Source organism: Bacteroides xylanisolvens XB1A, from assembly GCF_000210075.1.
Taxonomy (GTDB): domain Bacteria; phylum Bacteroidota; class Bacteroidia; order Bacteroidales; family Bacteroidaceae; genus Bacteroides; species Bacteroides xylanisolvens.
In genome coordinates this window covers 4781727-4801277 of the sequence record NC_021017.1, presented here as the reverse complement: position 1 = coordinate 4801277, position 19551 = coordinate 4781727, and the positions used below count along the sequence as shown (strand labels likewise).

Here is a 19551-nt window from a genome sequence, read left to right as displayed (position 1 = left end):
AACGAAATGGAAAACAAGGACAAGCTTATACCGAAATCCGGCCTGAAACTCCGCAGGATAGGCAACCGCCACATGATTGTGGAAGTCTCCGACAGTTGCGTGAACCTGACGAACGTGTACAGCCTGAACGGGACCGCCGCCCGGCTCTGGGAGATGGTCTGCAACGGGGAAGGCCGTACAGCGGGGGAACTGGCGGAGGGACTCTGCAAGACGTATGATGTGGAATACGGGCGCGCCCTGCGCGATGTGGAACGCCAGATAGAGGAATGGGAGAAGATGGGGCTGCTGTCCCGGCGGGGCACCGGCGATTGAATGCTTACACTGAAAGGACAAAGGCATCTTGTGATCCCTTACCGGAGTGCCTGCTTTAGAAAACGGATTCCATGGAGCTTTCTTCGGAACATAAGGCGTTGTTCAGCCTGCTGCGTGCGGGGCTGTGGGAGAGGGAGCCGGACGACCTGTCACCCTTCCCGCTTACGGACGCGCAGTGGTGGGACGTGTACCGGATGGCGGTGCGCCAGACCGTGACGGGCATTGTCTGCCGCGGCCTGCACCACCTGCCGGAAGCGCTGCTGCCCGGCGACGCCCTGATGATACGCTGGGTGGCGGAGACCGACCGCATCGAGCGGAAGAACAGGAGGATGGAGGCGGTGGTATGCCTGCTGACGCAACGGATGGGCCGTAACGGCCTGCATCCCGTACTGCTGAAAGGCCAGGGCGTGGCCGCCTTCTATGAACATCCGCTGACGCGCGAATGCGGGGACATCGACCTCTGTTTCCTTTCGGAAGAGGAGGAACGGGAAGCCGCGGAGCTGATGCGCCGGGCCGGGTGCCGGACGGAGAAACAGCCGGACGGAAGCAACTGTTACAGCTGGCAGGGAGTGGAGGTGGAACACCATACCCGGCTGTTCGACCTTCATAACCCGTTGCTGAAAGGCTACCTTTCCGCACTGGTCAGGGAACACGGGTTCACGGAGTTCCGTCCGGGCGGAAGGGACGGGCTGCCGGAGGGCAACCAGCCCGGGGAGTTCCCGGCGACAATCTCCGTGCCGTCCCCCCTGCCGAACCTGCTGTTGCTGAACGCCCACCTCCTGAAACACCTGCTGGGGCACGGTGTCGGCCTTCGGCAGTTCTGCGACATGGCGCGGGCCTACCACACCCTGCACGGAAGCTACTCCCCCGGGGATCTGGAAGCCGTTCACAGGCGGACCGGCCTGCTCAGGTGGAGCGCGCAGCTCCATACATTCCTGACGGAATACCTCGGGCTGCATCGCGCCGAACTTCCTTATGCGGATACGGATGCATACTCCTCTCCCGAACTGCTGCGCATCGTGCTGGAGGGAGGGAACTTCGGACAGTACGGCGGCACCAAGGGCAAGGCTTCCCAGGCAAGGTGGGAAAGGAAACTGCGTACCTTCCTCTCCTTCTGGAAACACCGCGGCTTCTCCAACACCTACGCCCGCAAGGAGGCGTTCTGGATTTCGGTAAGACTGATAATAGGAAACCTCAGATGAGAAACGAATATTTTTTCAGGGTGGCGGGGCTGACGTTCTCCGTCATCCTTCCCGGTGGGCTGGACGCGGAGACGCTGCTGCCCTCCTTCCGTCCGTTCCGGTGCGGGGAATGCCCGGAAGGGGAACGGATTTTCCGGCTGCTTGCCGACACCCGTCCCTTTGCGGATGACGGGAAACGCGCGGAGCTGCTGGACGAGTCGTCCAACGACATGGGGCATGTATGCCTTCTGCGCATTCCCGGCGGTTACCGGACGGAGATAAGTTACGGTCCTATGGATGGTGGCGCACATCTCATGACTGTGGACACCGCTTTTGACGATGCCACGGCCTTCCTCCGGGTGGAGGACCCGTCCGTGGGGGAGGTACTGTCGTCCATGCTCCGCATCCTCTACGCCCAGGCGGCACTCGGGCGGGACGCCGTTTCCGTCCATGCCTCCTGCGCCAGCCTGAAAGGCAGGGGCTACCTTTTCCTCGGCAAGAGCGGCACGGGCAAGAGCACGCACTCCCGGCAATGGCTGGAGGCCTTTCCGGACTGCCGCCTGCTGAATGACGACAATCCCGTGCTGCGGATAGAGGACGGCATGGTGGCGGTCTACGGCACGCCGTGGAGCGGGAAGACACCCTGCTACAGGAACGAGCGCAGTCCCGTGGCCGGAATCGTCCGCCTGCAACAGTCCGGCACGAACCGGTTCACCCCGCTTGAGGGGCCGGAAGCTTTCGCCGCATTGCTGCCCTCCTGCTCCGCCATCCGTCAGGACATCCGCCTGCATGACGAACTTTGCCGTATCCTGATAGGGGTAACCGAACAGGTGCCCGTCGGACGGTTGGAATGCCTGCCCGACCGGGAGGCCGCACGGCTCTGTTTCGAGAGCCTGTACGTGCGGGATGCGAAAACCCGGGAAGTACGGGACGGCCTGCCGGAGAACGGCGGACTATGAACGATGATTGATAAACCCTAAATAAAGCAAAGAAAGCAATGAAAAGAAAAGACTGTTTTTGGATTGTGGCGGTGGCAGTGCTCCTGCTCTCCTCCTGCAGTTCGTCGAAGAAATTCGTCTACCTGCAGGACATGGAGATGGGGCTCGGCTATCCGTATGACACCAGGTATGAGGCGGTGGTGCATGCCAACGACCGCCTGGACATCACCGTGAGCAGCAAGAACCCCGAGCTGTCCATCCCGTTCAACGCGGGCGGCGGGGCCTTCTCGGTGGGTGCCAACGGCGCGGTGACGGAGTCCGCTGCCGTGAAGAAAGGCTACCGTGTGGACGTGGACGGGAACATTAGTTTCCCCATCCTGGGCAAGCTGCATGTGGAGGGGCTGAAGGTGAGCGAGGTGACCGCCCTGGTACGCAACCGCATCATCGACGGGAAGTATATCAAGGACCCGCTGGTGTCGCTGGAGTTCCTCAATTTCAAGTATTCCGTCCTGGGCGCGGTGGGCAACACCGGCACCTTCTCGGTGGAGGGCGACCGCATCACCCTGCTGGAGGCCATCGCCAAGGCGGGCGACGTCACCCAAAGGGGCCGGGTGAACCGTGTGGCGGTCATCCGTGAGGAGGACGGGCAGCGGGTGATGTACCAGCACGACCTGCGCAGCAAGGACCTGTTCGAGTCGCCCTGCTTCTACCTGCAACAGAACGACATCGTCTATGTCGAACCGAAATACCGCAAGCAGGACCGCGAGGACAAGGGCTGGAAGTACACCACCGGAATCCTCTCGTTCATCACGGCCGTCTGCTCCGTCATCTGGGCCATCAAGTAAACACATCTCTGAATTATGCAAAACAACAGTTTATCCAACAAGAACGAACAGGGCGTCAACTTAGTGGACCTGTCCGTCTATCTGCTGTCGAAGTGGAAGTGGTTCGTGCTGTCCGTGCTGCTTTTCGGGGGGATGGCGTGGTACCACTACGCCAAATCCCCGCTGGTGTTCTTCCGCTCCGTCACGGTCATCATCAAGGACCCGTCCAACAAGACCTCCACGGCGGGGCTCGACCGCTACGACAACTATATCAACAAGGTGAACGTGGCCAACGAGATTCTCCAGTTCCGTTCCAAACGGCTGATGCGCGAGGTGGTGCAGCGCCTGCACGCCGACGTGGACTACCGTGTGGAGAGCGGGCTGCGCATGAACGAGCTCTATACGCTGTCTCCGGTGAACGTCTCCTTCATCAACCTGCTGCCCGAACGGCACATCTCGTTCGTGGTGACGCCCAAGGACGATGCGACGGTGACGCTTTCCGGATTCGGGGGGCTGCCCGCCGCCGGGGAGAGCTATGAGGTGCGGCTGAACGACACGCTGGCCGTCGGCGGCGAGCGGATATTGGTGACGGGTACCGACCACTGGGGCAAGTCGTGGACGGGCCGCGAGATCCACGTCGTCAAGAACCCGCTGAACGCCGTGGCGGGACGCCTCCAGGGCAGCATGGGAATCCGGCAGGAGGAGGACGAGTCGTCCATCCTCGTGCTCTCGCTGAAGGACGGCTCGCCCCTGCGTGCCGAGGACGTGCTGAACACGCTGGTGAACGTGTATAACGAGGAAGCCGTCAACGACAAGAACCAGGTGGCGGTGAACACCTCCGAGTTCATCAACGAGCGCCTGCTCATCATCGAGCGGGAGCTTGGCGGCGTGGAGACCGAGCTGGAATCGTTCAAGCAGCACAACCAGGTGATGGACATCGGCTCGCTGGCCGGCCGCTACATGGGCGAGGCACAGGCCTACAGCGCCGACGCGCTGGAGCAGGAGACCCAGCTGAAACTGGCGCGGTTCATCAAGGAGTACCTCACCGACCCCACGAAAAGCCGTGACCTCATCCCCTCGGGGACGGGCATCAGCGACGCCGCCGTGGAGGGGCAGATAAACCAGTACAACGCCCTGAAGCTGAAGCGCGACAAGCTGATAGCCGACAGCAGCGAGAGCAACCCCGTGGTGGAGGAGCTTAACAACAGCATACACGCCCTGAGGCAGAGTATCATCCGTGCGGTGGACAACATGATTGTGGGGATCAACATGAAGCGCAACGACGCGCGCAGCCGCCAGGAGCAGGCACAGGCGCGGTTTACCACCGTGCCCACCAAGGAACGGCAGATGCTCTCTATCGAGCGGCAGCAGAAAATCAAGGAGGCGCTCTACATGTTCCTTCTCAACCGGCGGGAGGAGAACGCCCTCTCGCAGGCGATGGCCGACAACAACGCGCGCACCATCGACAGCGTGGACGGACCCGCGGGACCCATCTCACCCGTGCGCAACCGCATCCTGCTGCTCGGGGTGCTCGTCGGCCTGGCCGTCCCCGGCGTGGTGTTCCTCATGATCCTCTTCATGGACACCCGGGTACACAGCCGCAAGGACCTGAAGGGCGCGGTGAGCATTCCTTTCCTCGGCGAAGTGCCGCAGGACAAGGAGGCGGCGAAAGCGGGTGTTGCCGTCGGCGAGGAAGACGGCATGCTGGCCGAGAGTTTCCGCATCCTGCGCACCAACATGACATTCATGGTGAAAAAAGACAAACCGATGCAAGTCGTCACCTTCACTTCGTTTAATGAAGGTGCGGGAAAGACGTTCATTTCCCGCAACCTTGCCATGAGCCTCGTGCTCACCCGGAAACGTGTGGTGCTGGTGGACCTCGATATCCGCAAGGGCACCCTGAGCCGCCACTTCCATAAACACCCGGTGGGCGTGACCAACTATCTGGCCGACGACTCCATCCGCCTGGACGACATCATCCACACCGATGGGAAATTCGACAACCTTGACATCATCTCATCTGGTACGGTGGCACCCAACCCTGCGGAGCTGCTCATGGACGAACGGCTTGACACGATGGTGGAGGAACTGCGCCAACGCTACGACTACATCATCGTGGACAATGTCCCCGTGGGCATCGTGGCGGACGCCACTATCACCAACCGCATCAGCGACCTCACCATCTTCGTGGTGCGCGCCGGCCGCCTGGACCGCCGCCTGCTGCCCGACATGGAGGAGCTTTACCGCGATAACAAGCTCCGCAACATGGCAATTATCCTCAACGGGGTGGGCCCGCACCGCCGTGGCTACGGTTACGGATATGGATATGGATACGGGTATGGCTATGGTTACGGATACGGGAAACACGGGAGAAGGAAATGACCGATATACTTCAAGCATTTACGTTTAATCTTTTTAAATATAATTACATTATGACACAAGAAATCAGGTATCAGATTAACGGGTGGCCGGAAAAGACAATCCATGCCGGCACAGCCCCGTCAAGAGGTCCCGGGACAAGTCCGGAGGCGATGACGGAACCTCCCTTACAGATACGGGGGCGTATGCTGCCCTATACGGAAGCCGTATAAGGCAGCTTATCACTAAATAAGGATACATTAACTTTTTAAAACATTAAAGTATATGGACGAAAATGAAAACAAAGGCTTAAAAACTTACGAGTCTCCTTCCACGAAGAAAACTCAGGTGGAATTGGAAGGAAACCTGTGCGGCTCTACTAATCACACGGCTCAGTCGCCCGGTACAACAACTACGGCTCAGGAAGTCAACCAATCTTTTGGAACAGCGAATGACTTTACTAATGATTCTTGGGATAATAACTAATGAATAAGAACATAATCTGAATGAATATGAATAAGAGATTTTTGATTCCGGCTCTTGCTTGGTCTTTGCTGGCTTTAAGCTTTGCCGGTTGTACAGATGACAATATGTCGGGTAGCGATCCCCTGCCGGAAGGTACGGAATTCGATTTCGGCACCACGGTTGAGTCTAACCGGACGCGCACCTATTACGATCCCGCGGATGTGGCGAATCCGGACGCTACCTCCTGGAAGATTTTCTGGAACTATGAGTCTTCTTTGTATGACCACATCTACATCTATTCCCCCCAGGCGTTGGCAAGCGCCAATCAGGCTTCGTACACCGTCCAGGCCACGAAGGACATGGTAGAGCCGGCTCCGGTTGCCAAAGACGGCGATGTTGGCGTGCAGACAAATGGCGTTTCGAATTACGATTTCTATGCCATGTATCCGGCAAAGGCTGTAAAGTCGGGTAGCGGCAAGGACACATCGCTTTCTGCCACAATGCCCGACAGACAGACGGCTTCCACCACGGAAGTGATGACGGACGAAGCGGTTGGTGAGTTCCAGACTACCGCTGACATGGACTGCGCGCTGATGATCGCGAAGAAAACGGGTTATAATCCCGCTACCGAGAAGACCGTGAATCTGGAGTTCGAACCCTTCGCATCGATGGTTGACATCACCGTGAACGGCACCACCGGGAGCAATACACAGAGTAAGGTGCGCATCACCTCGGTCATCATCGAGGCAAACGCTCCTATTGCCGGTAGCTTTATGTATGATTACAAAAACGATAAATTTGTCTTCGATGCCGATGCCTCGAACAGCATAACAGTCGACACTAAGTTTGCCGATGCCAGTGGCGACAAGGTGGGTGTCATGATGGGCGATGGGAGCCTGCTCAAGGTGCGCGCCTTCATGATTCCGAATCCGGATGTCACGTCGCTTAAGGTAAAGGTCGTGACTGCAGAGTCAAAGACCATGACCAAGAATTTGAATATGAACAGCTTCAAGCCGAAGCAGATTCATTTCGTGAAACTTCCGAAGATTAACGTTAAAGATTTGAAGTTCGATTACACGATTTGGCTGTCGCAGCTCGATCCGAACATCTACCTTTCCGAGATTTCGTTGCCGGGTTCCGCGCTGTCGTTCAACTATCTGATGTCGGACACATACAAGAAGACCCAGACAATGGAATTGAAAGACCAGTTCAATGCCGGTGTGCGTGTGTTCCAGTGCCATGTCAATACCATCGATCAGACCTCTTCGATAGATGGCGGATCCACGTCGGTGGGTATCGCTGATTCTGATGGTAATAGCGTATTGAAATCTGACAACAGTGGTTCCTGGACCCTCGGCGACGTACTGATGGCACTGCACAAGGAGATGTCCGGAACCCACAAGGATGAGTTCTGCGTGCTCGCCATCTCCGACTGGATTAGCGGCATAACTACGGCACAGTTGTCCACTTTGTACAGCCGCCTGAAAGTCGTGCTTGACAAAGCCGGAGAGATGGGACTGATTCCAACCGGTATCAATCCCAACACCACCATCGGTGACGTCAAGGGGAAAGTGATTATCAAGGTGCAGCTTAACGGTGAATACACCGATGCGTGGAACCAACTGTCCAAAGCCAATGTATGGATGAATACCTATGAGCAAGCTGCTGAAACCGCCCCGTATTATTCGCCCATGCCTTATGGCGCTCAACCTGATAAGAATGCCGGTGGCATATCGGCTTGGGCTCTGGACGGCAGTGGCATGAATCTCATCTACTCTGATTGTGCCAATCCGATACGAACTGGTATAATTCTCTATTCTTATAATTGGCGAGACGGCGTTCAAGCAAACGCGACAGCCGTTCTTACCGCATACGCGCAGAATTACGAATCAACCGAACATCGTAACTTCTCGATGACCTATTTGGGAGGTTGCGGCGGTGGTAATAATAGAAGCTCTTACACTACTTCAACAGTCGCTTCTACCCTTAACGCACTTTGGCTTAACATCGACAAACCGACACTGAAGCCATGGGGTTGGGTAATGTTCAACTGCGTAGGCACTGAGGCGACTACCACTCAAGGCATCCAGGCCGTGATTGAGCACAACGCGGATCCGGAGTTCAAGCTCGCCCGCCGTTCCGCTGCCAAGGCAAAGCCTTCGGGTGACACGAAGGGTATTGCCAACGGTGGTACTGTATTCTGATTCCTTTTTACCTGCAAGGCTACACGGGCCGTGCAGCCTTGCAAACTAATTCTATAGAAAAGAAAATAGATGAAAAAGATATCAATTGCAAACGCAATAACCGTGCTGGCCGCATCGGCATTCCTGATAGCTTGTAATGCCTACGACCAAGATTTATCACCGGGAGGCAACACCATAATCGAGGCTGTTTGCCCAGCTCCTACACTTGAAGAGCCAGCGACACGTACGGCTGTCGATCCCACAGCGTATACATCCGGAGAGATTGGCATCAACTGGCTGCCAGCCGACCGGATCGGCGTGTACAGCGCCACGACTGCCAATGCCTGCTTCACCAACCAAAGTGAGCAGGAGACCGACAAGACCTCCTTCGCAGGTAATCTCCAGAACGGTGAGACTCCCCTGTATGCCTACTATCCCTATACGGAGACGGCGGGCACCACTCCCACGGCTTTCAAGGGCATGCTGCCGCTGACCCAGCACTATTCCACCGCCACCCGCGAACTGGAAGGCGACTGGAAGGTGGGCACCCCCCAAGGCAGCTCCGCCTCAAGATTCACTTTCGAGCACATCTTCGCCTTCTTGAAGTTCGACATCAACGCCGGTGGCACCGACGTGGCGGGTGAAAGGCTGCTGAGCGTGTCGCTCACCGTCCCCGGCAAGCAGCTCGGCGGCGGCTTCACTTGTGACCTTTCCACCCGTGCCGTCACCTTCACGCCGGCCACCGATGCCTCCACCGTGACAATGGAATGGACGGATACGCCGGAACTGTCCGCCTCCACCTTCCACGGCTACATGAACGTGGCTCCCGTCACGGGCATTGCGGGGACGGAAATCAGCATTCAGATCAAGACCAACCTGCACATCATCACCTTCACCGAGACGATGAAAGCCGATGCGTTCAAGTCCAATACCTATTACACGGTACCTCTCACCCTGTCGCGCTTCAAAGACAAGTGGACGATGGAGGAGAATCCCGATGCCAAGGAGGAGAACGCCGCTTGGGTGACCGGCCTGCAGAGCCGTCTGGCATGCGCCAACACCGTTTTTGCCATTGCGGGGCAACCCTTCATGCACAAAATCCGCGTGCCGCAAAGCACCTCGCAGCAATATCATGCGGTTGTGCCCGTAAAGGATGGCGTCAAGCGTGTCTACAACCTGCCGGAGGGACTGACCTGGAACGCCGGCCGCTGCCTTGTGGAAGGTAAGGCTCCCACCGCCGGCGACTATGTCTATTCGGTGGAATTCACCGTAGGGGGCACTACCTATAAAGAAGGCATCAAGTTCCACGTGGCCGCCCGGGCCGCCGATCTCCAGTCGCCCACCCCCATGATGGGCTGGCAGACCTGGAATGTCTTTAAAGACAAGATTGGCTACGACATCCTCGCGAGCCAGCTTGTAGGAATGAAGGAAAAAGGCCTTATTGACGCCGGTTACAGATACTTCGGCGTAGATGACTGCTGGCAGGTGAAAAGTGAGAACGACAACGGCCACCAGATTCCCGATGAAAGCAAGTTTCCCACGACGAATGGCGTAAACGGCATGGCGCGCATGGCGAACCTGATTCACGACTACGGTCTGAAAGCCGGTATCTATACCGATTGCGGAACCAAGACCTGCGAGAAGTACTTCGCATCGTACGGCTACGAGGAACTCCATGCACAGGACTATAAGGACTGGGGCTATGACTTCGTGAAAGAAGACTGGTATTATGACCTTGACATGGCTCCTACCGGTGCAACTTCATCGAGCTTTGTTGATGGATATGACGGCCTGGGCAGTTACTGGAACACGTCCGGTAAGGCGCAGGAACTCTACACCAAGATGGGCAAGGCGCTCAAAGACCGCGGTCTGATGCTGTACATGTGCGAATGGGGTATCCACGACCCATGGAAGTGGGGTGCCGAGACCGGTGCGACCTGCTGGCGCATGACTTATGATCACCGCGACGGCTGGTGGGGCAAAATCAGCAGCGGCCTATTTGGTAAAAAGAATGACGGCGATGAGAATGCTAACGGCGTGGGTGTGCACAACACCATCGTACTGATGCGCCACCTTTGGCCGTATGTCGGAATCAACCGTTACAACGATGCCGACATGATTTGCGTCGGTATCCGCGGTAGCGGCCAGTCGTCGAGCGACTGCGTTTACAATCAGGCGGGTGGACTCACTTCAACCGAAGCCGAGACCTCGTTTGCCATGTGGTGCATGTGGAGTTCTCCTATCCTTCTGGGCTTCGACATGACCAAGGATATGAGTTCGGCCGACTTGGCGCACGACCTCGCGCTTGTCAAGAACGAAGAGCTTATCGCCATCAACCAAGATGCCCTGGGACAGGGTGCTGAGTATATCAAGAGTGCCAATGGCATCGATTACTATCAGAAGGACCTTGCCAATGGCGATGTAGCGATTGCCGTTGTCAACCTCAGCGATAACTCTGCGACTTATACCATTTCTATGACCGACTACGATGCTCTTGACCCAAGCACATCCTATTCGGTAAGAGACCTTATCGGACAGAAAGACGCAGGAACCCTTTCTGCTTCGTCATCATTGACCGGCTCACTTGCGGCACACGGCACCTTTGTCGTAAGGCTGAAAAAGTAGTAAGCCTGTCTCTTGCTTTCAAGCAAAAAACTTTCTTATTCTTGGCATCAATACTTTTCAGAGGCTATCAGTGCCAAGAGTAATATAAAGAAACAAATCATTAACAGTTGATTGAATATGACTAAGAAAATCTTTTTGACCGCCTTGTGCGCAGTGGCTCTTTGTCCGGCCTTCGCACAGACTTCCGATACGGAAGAAAAGGTGGAGTACAGCACGGACAAGTACAAGGTGGAAACCAACCGTTTCTGGGACAACTGGTTCATCAGCGTGGGTGCCGGTGGGCAGGTATATTTTGGCGACCATGACAAGCAAATAGACTTCGGCGACCGCATTGCCCCGGCACTGGATATTGCCATCGGCAAGTGGTTCACTCCGGGAATCGGTGTCCGCTTCATGTACAGCGGACTGAAAAGCAAGGGTGCCACACGTGATGACTGGGAATGCGACATCACCCACGGGACAGGCAAACATGTGCCCGGATGGGCCGGCGTGCCGGGCGACGACCTCCAGTATTCCAAATACAAGATGGGCAACCTCCACGCCGATGTGCTCTTCAATGTCCTGAACCTCTTTGGCGGATATAATGAGAACCGCAAATGGGATCTCAGTCCTTATGCCGGCCTCGGCTGGGCACGTGTCTATGACTCTCCATCTTCCAAGGAGGTGAGCGCCAACCTCGGTATCCTGACTTCCTGGCACTTCTGCGATGCGCTGGCCCTGAACCTTGATGTGCGCGGCATGTTCGTCAACGACCGTTTCGACGGTGAGGGCGGCGGCCGTTTCGGTGAGGGGAACCTTTCCGCCACCATCGGCCTGACGTACAAGTTCAAGCAACGCGGCTGGGACCGCAGCAAGACCGTTTACCGTTACAATTACGGTGACCTGGAAAGCATGCGCCGGAAACTGAACGACATGAGCGTGGAGAACGACCGCTTGAAGAAAGCCCTTGCCGATGGCGACAGGCAGAAGGCACAGACCATCGTGAAGAAGATTGCCGCCGCCAACCTCGTCACCTTCAAGATCAACAAGACAAAGCTGAGCAACGAGGCGCGCGCCGACTTGGGTCTGCTGGCCGAAATCATCAAGTCGGGCGATCCGGAAACCGTATATACCATCACCGGTTATGCCGATGCGGGAACGGGCAGCAGCAAGGGCAACGAACGCCTGAGCAAGGAACGCGCTGAGAACGTTTACAACTGCCTGGTGAAAGAGTTCGGCGTCAGCGAGAAACAGCTCCGTATCGACTACAAGGGCGGTGTGGACAACATGTTCTACAACGACCCGCGTTTGAGCCGTGCGGTTATCACACGTGGGGAATAAAACATTTGTTCATATAGGAACTTGTCCGATTCCGGTCAGCCGTCAGGCAGGGCGAAAGCCCTGACGCGGATTTCCATACACAAGACCGGATTTCAGACAGGCCGCATATTTCCGTTTCCCGGCCGGAAAACAAATATAGCCGGGGAAGTAAAAAGATGTTAAAGCCTATGTCCTTTGTGAAAAGCACATGGGTTACCCCATGTTCATTTTCCGGAGGAGTCCGGCGGAATGGACCTAAAAATGTTAGAAGAGACCTTCCCCGTCCTTTGTGAAAAGCGCGGGGATTGTAAGGAAGGCGGAAGACTCTGTCTTCCTTACATTTCTATTTGTCAGAAAAAAAAATTATTAACCTGTCAATTGTCATTCCGGAAGGATTTCTTGACATGGTATTATGAATTATGATCTGAATACAAACCATCTGTTATACAATTATGATGAATATATGCACTTTTTTATGTTTCATGGCGTGCGCCTTTGTACTCGCTGCCTGCTCCGACTCCGACGAGGATGTTATCGTGCAGGGCGGTTTGACCGGAAACTGGTACAGCACCGAGAACGGAACGATTTATACCGTTGAATTTCACAAGGAAGGGACAGGGGAGTTGGTGACTTACACCTACTCGTCAATACCAGATGTGACCGGATATCATACGGGATGGACGGTGGAAGGCATGTCGTTCTAATACACGCTCGTAGAGAATCTGCTTACCATGAAACTCGCAGTAGGGGAAGTGCTTGTCGCGGTGGCAGGCATTACGGGCAACAGCATGTCGCTCACCGATGGTGATTCCGCCGTCATGCTTACCCGGTACGATGGAGGCGAGGAAAAAATCAACGAGCTGAGAAAGGAGGTGGAAAACAATTGTGATGTATTAGAACCGGCTCCGATCTATCCCAACGAGGAAGAAAGTTTCTGGGAAGAGGAAAGCTGTGCAAAATGCAATCCTTGGCATTTACAGCAACTTACGGAGTTATGAGTACAGGCAGTTGCTGCTGGAGAAGATAAGGCTTACGGGGAAAGACTTTGATGAACACCCTGCGTCCGTCATTACTCCGTATGACAGTCATGTGGCCGATGTGTGGAGTGCGGCCTACCTTGTCATCAGCAACGCCAATATGGTGATAAATGCCTTGAAGCCTTTGACGGCTCCTATGAGCGTACCGCTTACATCAACGAGGCGAAAGCCTTGAGATGCATGGTCTATTACAACCTGTCACAACTGTGAGGCAGTGTGCCTTACATTACGGTGCCCGCCACTTCCAACAATTACGATGAAATCCTGCATTCCCCCGTACGGTCACCGCAAGACCTTTGTTGGGGACTGCTCAATGAACTGCAAGACATCACCCGTTTGCCCGAAGGCGGGTGGCGCATCACTATGGAGACCGTCAAGGCCCTCCGTGCCGAAATCGCTTTGAGCCTGGGCTACAATGACGAGGCGGGATACCTGCTTCGCGACTGTCAGTCCGATTTCAGCATTGCGGTCGAGGAATCGTCCGGGCCCGAAATGTACCGTGTTTTCGGTGAAAGCCTTGCGAACTATACACCCGCGAAAACCGCCCTGCTGCTCAAAGAGGCCGGTATGGAGGACACTGCGGACAAGTCGGCCCTGCCGGACGAATGGAAAACGCGGAAGCAAGACTGGGGCTATTGGATCATGTTGAAACGGACCGGGCAGGCACAGGCCGTGGCCGGATGCGAAGCCTACGAGCTTCTCATGCCTTTTCCGCAATCCGAAATAAACCTTTTGCCCGCGCTTACGCAAAATCCGGGATATTGACAACAGGGAAGTGCGGCACAAGACATGGACAATTCCGCCCTGTAGGAACTGTATGAACCATGAATACGACACACTGTCAGAACAATATATACCCCTGGCGGGTTCATACCACAGCCGTGGAATGTGGTATTTCCGGCTGTACGAATTAAATCCGCTATCATTTGTTTGTTTTGTTTGCTTATCCATATCCGGGCCAGGCGTGGTTCGGATATGGATATTTGGAATACCGTATTTATCGGAATTCATACCGCGGCTGTCCGTCATCGGGAGGCGGCGTATCATCCGGATAAGGAATTATATACGAAGGGAAGCGGGCATGCGTGCCATAATTTCATCTCAACATCCAACCAGTTTGATATGGCAGTCGGACTGCACGCATAGCAATGATGCCGCCTCCCCGTCGGCAGGGAAGCCGGGATAAGCCCCGGACTTCCCTGCTTTTGTTTTATACCTGCGCGATCGGCCCCGTTCCCGGCCATCCCGCAGTCTCACGTAGGCGTCACTTGCCGGGGGAGCCCACCGGATGCATCCTGATAACGGCGTTACAGAGCCGTGCCGTCTGTTCCTGGTGGGTGATAATGATGAGGGTCTTGCCTTGAATGGTATGTGAAAGCCGTTCCAGCAGCGTCCGTTCGGTATCGGAATCCAGCGAGGAGGTGGGCTCGTCCAGCAGGACGATGTTACCGGGGCGGAGCAGTCCGCGCGCGATGGCTATGCGTTGCGCCTGCCCCTCACTTATGCCCGTTCCCATCTCGCCGCAGGGGGTGTCCAGTCCTTGCGGCAGTTCCCGTACAAAATCGGCCGCCGCCGTATGCAACGCTTCCCGCATCTGCCCGTCGGTAGCTTCGGGATTGCCCAACAGCAGGTTGTCGCGCAATGTGCCGCTGACGAGCGTATTCCCCTGCGGGACATACACGAAATTCCCCCGTGTGAGTGGAGAAACGGGCACGGGCCGGGTCTTGTCATACAGCGTGATGTTTCCCCCGTCGGGCTGCAACAAGGCCAGTATCAGCCGTACCAGCGTACTCTTCCCGCTGCCGGTCTCCCCGAGCACGGCGGTCAGGCTCCCCGGCTTGAAATCGTATGTGAAATGTTCCAGCACCTTACGTCTGCCGCCGGGATAGGTAAAAGTAACATTCTCCACACGGACACCAGCCTTGCCACCCAGGATGACAGGCTCGCCCTGTTCCTCCAGCGGCATGGAGTTGAGCTCGTCTATCCTCTCCACGGAAGTCAGTGCGCCGATAAACACCGGAACCTGCCGGGCCAGCTCCACGACAGGGCGTTGTACCTGCGCCACCAGTTGCAGGAAGGCGGCCAGCGTGCCGAATGTTACCGTACCGATGTCCAGCCCGTATATTCCCCATGCGAAAGCGGTCACATAGCCGAGGGCGAACCCCGCCTGCACCATGATACTTGAAAAGATGGAAAATGAGTTGCGCCGCATCACCAGCCGTTTCAGCCCCGACTGGAGTGAGGACATCGTGTCCGCTGCCACCGGGGTGCATTCCAGGACGGAAATCAGGGTGCGGAAATACAACTATAATATCTTGATTACTAATAATATACACGATGTTTACTTTCCTTCGGCAATAAATCTTTTGTTGTAGTTATTATGCAGATTATCAATATGTTAAATACCTACCAAACATATTAATTTGCAGATTTATGATACCAGATTTCTATCAAAAATAGGGCATAACCATCTATTAATTAATTATTTAAGTTCTTGTCTTATATGATATAGGCTAAAACTTATTTCCATCTTAACTGTTGAAGATGGTTTTCTTGTCTAAATTATATCCAATAATTATTGACTATAATAATATATTCATTAGCAAACGATAATCTAAGAAAAAGAAAAACTCCAGATGAAAAAATGCATATTTTATTACTGTATATTTTAAAATATGCAGGGGTGGATTCAAATATTCTCCAAAATCGCAGAGAATATGATTGATGAATATTCATATTGGATGGTTATATGCTTTTTCTGTATCAAAGAGATTGTGTAATTACATCTAATTATGTAAAAAGAAGTATTTATCATTTATCTGACGCTAAAATGAAAGAACCCCAAATGCCGGATTCTAATAGCTATTAGAGGCTATCAGAGTTATAAATTAGCTTTTAATCCTTTCCTTTTAAAGAAAGCAAGGGCTTCTCTACGACCAATGACTCGTTCCTTTTAAAGGAACACTTTATTCCTTTAAATGGGACGAGTGATAATATTCGTAATAACGATGTGTATTTAGGTTATGTATATGCGTTTTTGAAACTGATATTGCATATTCTTTCATTTAAGTATACACTTTTCTTTCTATTAGAGAAAATTAGCCCCTCCATTTCTAAAACTAAATCTTAAAAACAGAACACTTTCATCTAGCTTTTGTACCTATTATTATTTTTTGATGAGGCCGTTTTCTCAAGATCACGTACCACTGTTATATCCATTATATTTGCATATACCTGTGTAGTCTTCACACTTTTGTGTCCTAATAGCTTTTGTACCGTAGTAATATTGGCACCACTATATAATAATAAGGTGGCATTTGTATGCCGGGCGGTGTGAAATGACACACGTTTATCTATTTTCGCCAAGCCTGCTAATAAATTCAATTCTTTGTTGATATTAGAATTGTCTTTTAACTTAAAGAAGCTGTCAAGATCATCTTTATAGCGTTGCAATATCTCGATTCCTTTGCCTTCAAATAATAAATATAAAGGAAGACGTACCTCAATACCAGTTTTAACAGACTTGTATATAATCCAGGTTTCCTGATGGAATTCAACAATATTTGCGGAGGTCAGACTGGTGAAATCAGAATATCGTAACCCTGCGTAGCAACAAAATAAAAAAGCATCTTTTGTTTTTTGTAGCCTCGTATATCTTCCTGTTAGCTGTAAATTTTCAAAGCGATATAACTCTTCCGGAGCCAGGTGCGTATGACTTCCCTCTATACTTTTAATTTTATACTTTCTAAAAGCATATTTTTGTATATCCATATATTCCTTATTTATAGCAACGTTAATATATCGTTTTAGATGCTTCATGTGCTTGGCAATGGTATTAAGGTGATAGCCTTTAGACTGCAAGTGATTATCAAATGAGGACACAAATTCAAATGTCAAATCGGTGAATAATATCTCTTTCTTAAATTCCTGAAGTAATTCAAGGGTGGAAAGATGATTTTGTCTGGTGCTCTCTTTCAAAAGAGAATTAGCTACTTCTTCTTTGAAGAAAGTTAAGAATGAGCTCCCGTTACTTAGAGGCTTATCAATCGAATTCTTTAATAAATCTAGCGATATTGGCTTTCCTTGTTGCCATAATCCAAGTTCAGTATGCTCAATAGCTGCTATATTCTCATACAACATACGATTCAAAACATTGGCGTTAGGATGATTCTTCACCATCTTTCGTTTAGCATCCCACTGATCGGGTTTGAGATATATTTTGGTGGAGAAATACATTTTTTTTCTGTTCAGATAGGCCTCTACCTGTACTAACGCCATTCCTTTTTTATTCAATCTCTTCTTTCTGTTAAACACAAGGTTGTAACTGATCTTTTCCATACTTTCATTTTTAAATTAATAATAGAACAAATTAGACGTAATTCTGTGCTATATCAGAGACGAATAAGCATTAATATCTCTAAAAAAAACAAATCTCCAAATAACCGAGTATTCACAAAACTTTAAATTAAATGCCACTTTTTTATTCGCTTTTCCACGAAAAAAGCAAAAAGAATAGCTTTTAAAGGTGTTTTATGACTAAAAACGAGTAAAAGAAATATTAAAAGATGCATTTTGCTCATGCAAAGTGTTACTAGCTGTTTTAGCAATCAGCGCTTTTAATAAGAAAAAACATGCTTATCGGCATAAATACAGCACATAAAATAACAAAATGTTATATTTGCAACCTTTTTTTATTAATATAATTGTTAGTTTCAGTTTTATTAATATATTTGCAAATTGTTAGAGTAAAGATACAAATAATGTAAAGTTAAACTTTAAGAGAGAATTTATGAAAAGAAAATTGATGCTGTTATTGGCATGCCTTTTTGTGGGCATAGGCCTGGTAACTGCCCAAACTCAAAAAATCACAGGCGTTGTGATTTCTGAAGAAGACGGGCAGCCAGTTGTTGGCGCTTCTGTGTTGGTAAAAGGTACCACTCAAGGTACAATCACAGATGTAGATGGTAATTTTAATTTGTCGAATGTACCAAAAACGGGCGTTCAAGTTCCGGCTTTTGTCGGATGCCGTGTATCGCCAAAACTACATTCCCGTCTTTGTCGTGCCGGAAAGATAAACGTGCGTCCAGTTTCATAATGGCTGAATTATAGTTTCCGGCGATGGTAAACGCTCCGGGCGACTTGTAGCCCCTTAACATGGGTTCTAAAGCCTTTGCCTTTTCAAGCTGTTCTTTGGATAGACCAAAATTCTTCAAGGCTTCCCAGTCCACTTTATCCGGGTCAATCACATACTTGCTTTTGTCGGGTTGCTGCGGTGTTTGCGCCATTGCTCCCGCTTCTTTGGCTGGCTGCTGTGGTTGTTGGGCTTGGGTTTCCTGTTGTTCTTTCTTCGCTTCCTGCTTCACGGTTTCAGGTGTCACCCGGTAACGCTCTATGCCCGCTTCGTTTTCAGGTGTCGGATGATTGAAATTATCCCTGATTATCGGCTCGATTTTGGGAAGTTCAATCTTTGGGATTTTGAAGAAGTTAAAACGGGTCGGGTTCTTCAACTGGTTCATCATGTTGGAAAAGAAGTTGGAAAAGAAATCACCGTGACGGTCGAATTTCAAAAGTTCACTGTTGTTCTCCGGCGGTACGGTTTGGAGTTCCCCGTTTTCATCTACGCCTTTTACTGCGCTGATTGTCTTTTTCTCCTTATCCAGTACAAGAAGAATATCCATCATCTGTTCGTCAGTGGTGGATTGGCTGGCTGTGTTTACATCCATAATGTTTTGAATTTTAGTGAGTAAATAAATTTTCGGAAGTAAAAGTAAGGATGAAATAGAGTATATTTAAGGCTTTGGGAATAGGTGGCTTCATTAGTCCCTGTTTGTCCTTATTTGTCCCTGCCAATAAAAACGGCAGCCTGTAAAAAGCTGCCGTTTGTCTGAAAAATCTTCTATTCTTCTGTTTTTATTAAGTGCTGCAAATTGGGGTCGTTCTTAATCCGTTCCATTTCGTCCGTGACAATCTGCTGGACTTCTTGCTTGACCCGGTTGTAGTTCGCCTGTATTTCTTCCTGCATCCGGTCGTTCCCGTCCTCGTCCCTGAAATCTATAATTTGGGGCAGCTTCTTGTAGTTGGCAGTTTCCCGTTTCACTTGCTCGTTATCCACCACAATTTCCGCATGGAATATTTTTTGCTCGATGCGTTCATCGAAGTTGTCACTAACCGCACCCACAAACATACCCTGCGTTAAGTTAGATATTTTACTGGGCGGTATCAAACTATCCATCTGCGTACTGATTGAGGTTGATTTATCATTCCGGTTGATAGTCATGCTTTGGCGTTTCTGCAAGACCTTTCCGAAACGGTCTGAAAGCGTTTTTGCC

At 51.9% G+C, this 19551-nt stretch carries 17 protein-coding genes and 3 pseudogenes; 16 read left to right on the top strand and 4 right to left on the bottom strand.

Annotated elements, in window-relative coordinates:
• Window positions 1–6 precede the first annotated feature (6 nt).
• From BXY_RS18520 to BXY_RS18450, 15 genes are all read left to right on the top strand, one after another.
• A complete protein-coding gene (locus tag BXY_RS18520) occupies window positions 7–312 on the top strand; it encodes a PqqD family protein (protein ID WP_149921994.1) in 306 nt (101 codons plus the stop codon).
• Between the two features lie 71 nt (window positions 313–383).
• Window positions 384–1514 carry a nucleotidyltransferase family protein gene (locus BXY_RS18515; protein WP_015532637.1) on the top strand — a complete coding sequence of 377 codons (1131 nt, stop codon included), beginning with the start codon at window positions 384–386 and terminating at the stop codon, window positions 1512–1514.
• Window positions 1511–2452: a phosphoenolpyruvate carboxykinase gene (locus tag BXY_RS18510; RefSeq protein WP_015532636.1), complete on the top strand. Its 942-nt coding sequence runs from the start codon at window positions 1511–1513 to the stop codon at window positions 2450–2452. Before BXY_RS18515 ends, BXY_RS18510 begins: the two co-directional genes overlap by 4 nt.
• 38 nt (window positions 2453–2490) lie before the next feature.
• Complete coding sequence (locus tag BXY_RS18505; protein ID WP_015532635.1) at window positions 2491–3276, top strand: polysaccharide biosynthesis/export family protein; 786 nt, start codon at window positions 2491–2493, stop codon at window positions 3274–3276.
• A 15-nt stretch (window positions 3277–3291) separates the two neighbouring features.
• Window positions 3292–5637, top strand: coding sequence for a GumC family protein (locus BXY_RS18500; RefSeq protein ID WP_015532634.1), 2346 nt, complete (start codon window positions 3292–3294; stop codon window positions 5635–5637).
• 50 nt (window positions 5638–5687) lie between these two features.
• Entirely contained in the window at window positions 5688–5846 is a 159-nt protein-coding gene (locus BXY_RS18495) for a hypothetical protein (RefSeq protein WP_225011880.1), read from the top strand.
• Between the two features lie 52 nt (window positions 5847–5898).
• Window positions 5899–6099 carry a hypothetical protein gene (locus tag BXY_RS18490; RefSeq protein WP_015532633.1) on the top strand — a complete coding sequence of 67 codons (201 nt, stop codon included), beginning with the start codon at window positions 5899–5901 and terminating at the stop codon, window positions 6097–6099.
• Window positions 6100–6125: 26 nt separating this feature from the next.
• The gene (locus BXY_RS18485; RefSeq protein WP_243442503.1) at window positions 6126–8282 is read left to right on the top strand and encodes a hypothetical protein; all 2157 of its coding nucleotides are present in this window, start codon (window positions 6126–6128) and stop codon (window positions 8280–8282) included.
• 69 nt (window positions 8283–8351) lie between these two features.
• Window positions 8352–10886 (top strand): fimbrillin family protein, encoded by a 2535-nt coding sequence (locus BXY_RS18480; RefSeq protein WP_015532631.1) that lies wholly within the window; start codon window positions 8352–8354, stop codon window positions 10884–10886.
• A gap of 117 nt (window positions 10887–11003) precedes the next feature.
• A complete protein-coding gene (locus BXY_RS18475) occupies window positions 11004–12206 on the top strand; it encodes an OmpA family protein (RefSeq protein ID WP_015532630.1) in 1203 nt (400 codons plus the stop codon).
• 431 nt (window positions 12207–12637) lie between these two features.
• Complete coding sequence (locus tag BXY_RS18470; RefSeq protein WP_009039940.1) at window positions 12638–12889, top strand: hypothetical protein; 252 nt, start codon at window positions 12638–12640, stop codon at window positions 12887–12889.
• A gap of 27 nt (window positions 12890–12916) precedes the next feature.
• Window positions 12917–13183, top strand: coding sequence for a hypothetical protein (locus BXY_RS18465; RefSeq protein WP_015532628.1), 267 nt, complete (start codon window positions 12917–12919; stop codon window positions 13181–13183).
• A complete protein-coding gene (locus BXY_RS18460) occupies window positions 13137–13397 on the top strand; it encodes a hypothetical protein (RefSeq protein WP_192912722.1) in 261 nt (86 codons plus the stop codon). Before BXY_RS18465 ends, BXY_RS18460 begins: the two co-directional genes overlap by 47 nt.
• Before the next feature lie 41 nt (window positions 13398–13438).
• Entirely contained in the window at window positions 13439–13987 is a 549-nt protein-coding gene (locus BXY_RS18455) for a RagB/SusD family nutrient uptake outer membrane protein (protein ID WP_208946853.1), read from the top strand.
• 210 nt (window positions 13988–14197) lie between these two features.
• Window positions 14198–14368 (top strand): hypothetical protein, encoded by a 171-nt coding sequence (locus tag BXY_RS18450; RefSeq protein ID WP_015532627.1) that lies wholly within the window; start codon window positions 14198–14200, stop codon window positions 14366–14368.
• 118 nt (window positions 14369–14486) lie between these two features.
• On the opposite strand, the gene BXY_RS18445 is transcribed toward BXY_RS18450, so the two are convergent.
• On the bottom strand, window positions 14487–15527 hold the full coding sequence (locus BXY_RS18445) for an ATP-binding cassette domain-containing protein (RefSeq protein WP_243442502.1): 1041 nt from the start codon (window positions 15525–15527) through the stop codon (window positions 14487–14489).
• Window positions 15528–16369: 842 nt separating this feature from the next.
• Window positions 16370–17560, bottom strand: coding sequence for a site-specific integrase (locus tag BXY_RS18440; RefSeq protein WP_004315066.1), 1191 nt, complete (start codon window positions 17558–17560; stop codon window positions 16370–16372).
• Between the two features lie 451 nt (window positions 17561–18011).
• Between BXY_RS18440 and BXY_RS18435 the strand changes: the two are divergent.
• Window positions 18012–18218, top strand: a pseudogene (locus tag BXY_RS18435) (carboxypeptidase-like regulatory domain-containing protein); the annotation flags it as partial.
• On the opposite strand, the pseudogene BXY_RS18430 reads toward BXY_RS18435, so the two are convergent.
• Window positions 18205–18945, bottom strand: a pseudogene (locus BXY_RS18430) (DUF4099 domain-containing protein); the annotation flags it as partial. The pseudogenes BXY_RS18435 and BXY_RS18430 overlap by 14 nt on opposite strands.
• A 173-nt stretch (window positions 18946–19118) precedes the next feature.
• Window positions 19119–19551 (bottom strand): annotated as a pseudogene (locus tag BXY_RS18425) (conjugal transfer protein TraG); the annotation flags it as partial.